Below are 2,755 nucleotides of genomic sequence, written 5' to 3'. Positions count from 1 at the left end.
TTTAGGCTGAGATGATACCCATTGAACCTGATACAGTTAAGACTGGCGAAGGGAAATGTGAAACGTTTTTTCGTATGGCGAAATGAACGATCTAATCTTGTAAGCTAAACTCTAATTCTTGATTGTAATTGGAGTTTTTTTGTTTATATAAGCTGGATGAAGGTGATACAAAGCATTTAGGTAGCTCTTCTTGAACGCCCTTGATTTTCTTTAAAAAGGTCAAGTAAAACTAGGATTTTCTTGATGTTTTGTTGATTACGAACGAGTAAAGAGAGGAAAAGTAAATATGGAAACACAAGACTATGCATTTCAGCCAGGTTTGACTGTTGGAGAATTATTAAAAAGCAGTCAGAAGGATTGGCAGGCTGCAATCAATCATCGTTTTGTTAAGGAACTTTTTGCGGGGACAATTGAGAATAAGGTCTTAAAAGACTACCTAATTCAAGATTATCACTTCTTTGATGCCTTCTTATCCATGCTGGGTGCCTGCGTAGCCCACGCAGACCAGCTTGAATCCAAGCTTCGTTTTGCCAAGCAACTAGGCTTTCTTGAAGCAGATGAAGACGGTTATTTCCAGAAGGCTTTCAAAGAGTTAAAAGTATCTGAGAATGATTATCTGGAAGTGACCTTGCATCCTGTAACAAAAGCCTTTCAGGATCTAATGTATTCTGTTGTGTCATCATCAGATTATGCCCATCTTTTGGTCATGCTGGTCATTGCAGAAGGTCTCTATTTAGACTGGGGTTCTAAAGATTTGGCTCTACCTGAAGCCTACATTCATTCGGAATGGATTAATCTCCACAGAGGTCCTTTCTTTGCAGAGTGGGTTCAATTTCTGGTTGACGAACTCAATCGTGTTGGGAAAGGTAGAGAGGATATGACAGAACTTCAGGAACGCTGGAATCAAGCGGTTGCTTTAGAATTAGCCTTTTTTGATATTGGCTATGACGCCTAGAGAAGGTTTAGGATATTTACAAATTTGATGAGGTAAATCATTCAATGTAAATGGTAAATGAAAAAAATTTCTTAACGAAAGATAGAGATAAATCGAAATCAGTAGATCGTATAAAGTGAAAAGGAAGAATTTTAATATGACAAGTTTAAAATCATTAAAAGAAAAAGCACCTTTGGTCATTTGTATCACCAATGATGTAGTAAAAAATTTCACAGCAAATGGATTAGTAGCACTGGGTGCGTCACCAGCCATGAGTGAGTTTCCTGCTGATTTAGAGGATTTGTTAAAGTATGCTGGAGGCTTATTAATAAACATAGGAACATTGACAGATGAAAATTGGAAATTATACCAAGCTGCTTTGAAAATTGCAGAGAAATATAATGTCCCAGCAGTTTTAGATCCTGTAGCCTGTGGAGCAGGAGAATATAGAAAAAAAGTAGCAGATGATCTAATCAACAATTACAAACTAGCCGCGATTAGAGGAAATGCTGGCGAGATTGCCTCTTTAGTAGGGATCAATGTGGCATCTAAAGGAGTAGATAGTGCGGGTGTAGATAATATTGACGAAATTGCTCTAGCAGCAAATAAGAAGTTCAATATTCCAATAGTAGTAACAGGTGAAGTGGATGCTATTGCGGTAAATGGAGAAGTGGTAACGATTCACAATGGTAGTGCCATGATGCCAAAAGTTATTGGGACAGGATGCTTATTAGGTGCTGTAGTAGCAAGCTTTATCGGACTAGAAAAAGGTCAAGAATTGAAATCATTAGAAACAGCAATGTTGGTTTACAATATCGCTGGAGAAATGGCAGAAAAACGTCCAAATGGACATCTTCCTGGAACATTTAAAGTTGAATTTATAAATGCCTTATATGAGATTACAGATGAAGATGTAAAGGAATTCAAAAGAGTGAAGTAAAATGTTTCATAAAGAATTACTAAAACTATATTTTATTTGTGGAACGACTACTTGCCAAGGAAAAGATCTATATGCGGTCGTTGAGGAAGCCTTAAAAGGTGGTATAACCTTATTTCAATTCCGTGAAAAAGGTGAGGGAGCCCTGAAAGGTATAGAAAAAGTCGAATTAGCAATAAAACTACAGGCTCTTTGTAAAAAATACAATGTTCCGTTTATTGTTAATGATGATATTGAGTTAGCATTGGAAATAGATGCTGATGGCGTACATGTAGGACAGGATGACCTTGGAGTTGATGAAATTAGAAAATTGATGCCAGATAAAATAATTGGTCTTTCTATAAAAAACGAGGAAGAATTTCAACAATCAAAAGTTGAATATGTAGATTATGTTGGTGTTGGTCCTGTATTTGATACCCAGTCAAAGGATGATGCTGGTGGTGCTATAGGTTATGTAGGTCTTAAATTGATGAGAAAACTATTGCCACAAATGCCCTTAGTTGCAATTGGTGGGATACAGACGCAACATATTAAAGACATTATGAAGACCAATGTTGACGGTGTTTCAATCATTTCAGCAATATCGTATGCAAAAAATATAGAAAAAATTGTTCGAGAAATGAATGAACAATTTTAACTTTTTTATTCTTGTATTTTAAGTCAATAGGATTCTCTCACTCGATAAGTTGGGTTGTTATCCTTCATAAGTGAATAGGCTGTTTATATGGTTTACTTAGTGATTTTACTACAATAGATTGGCCTAGCTTATTTCTCAGTTCAATTTCTTGAACTGAAAAAAATCGTTTGTTATAATATTTATATAATTAAATAATAAAGACATTTGGGGTGCTTTAGGCTGAGATGATACCCATTGAACCTGATAC

3 protein-coding genes are annotated in these 2,755 nt (G+C 35.8%); all 3 read left to right on the top strand.

The features are described from left to right. Positions 1–286: 286 nt before the first annotated feature. Complete coding sequence (locus ADH52_RS06445; RefSeq protein WP_049487788.1) at positions 287–955, top strand: TenA family protein; 669 nt, start codon at positions 287–289, stop codon at positions 953–955. A 136-nt stretch (positions 956–1,091) separates the two neighbouring features. Beyond that, positions 1,092–1,874: a hydroxyethylthiazole kinase gene (gene thiM / locus ADH52_RS06440; protein ID WP_049510628.1), complete on the top strand. Its 783-nt coding sequence runs from the start codon at positions 1,092–1,094 to the stop codon at positions 1,872–1,874. A 1-nt stretch (position 1,875) separates the two neighbouring features. Beyond that, positions 1,876–2,508 (top strand): thiamine phosphate synthase, encoded by a 633-nt coding sequence (thiE, locus tag ADH52_RS06435; RefSeq protein WP_049510627.1) that lies wholly within the window; start codon positions 1,876–1,878, stop codon positions 2,506–2,508. The last annotated feature ends 247 nt before the right edge of the window (positions 2,509–2,755 follow it).

Origin of the sequence: Streptococcus pseudopneumoniae (genome assembly GCF_001072665.1) — a bacterium.
GTDB lineage: Bacteria > Bacillota > Bacilli > Lactobacillales > Streptococcaceae > Streptococcus > Streptococcus pseudopneumoniae_S.
This window is presented reverse-complemented; position numbering and strand designations above follow the sequence as displayed.

Excerpts from the sequence above, each read along its gene's own strand:
- ADH52_RS06445 (WP_049487788.1), top strand. The coding sequence starts at position 287 with ATGGAAACACAAGACTATGCATTTCAGCCAGGTTTGACTGTTGGAGAA.
- thiM (WP_049510628.1), top strand. The coding sequence starts at position 1,092 with ATGACAAGTTTAAAATCATTAAAAGAAAAAGCACCTTTGGTCATTTGT.
- thiE (WP_049510627.1), top strand. The coding sequence starts at position 1,876 with ATGTTTCATAAAGAATTACTAAAACTATATTTTATTTGTGGAACGACT.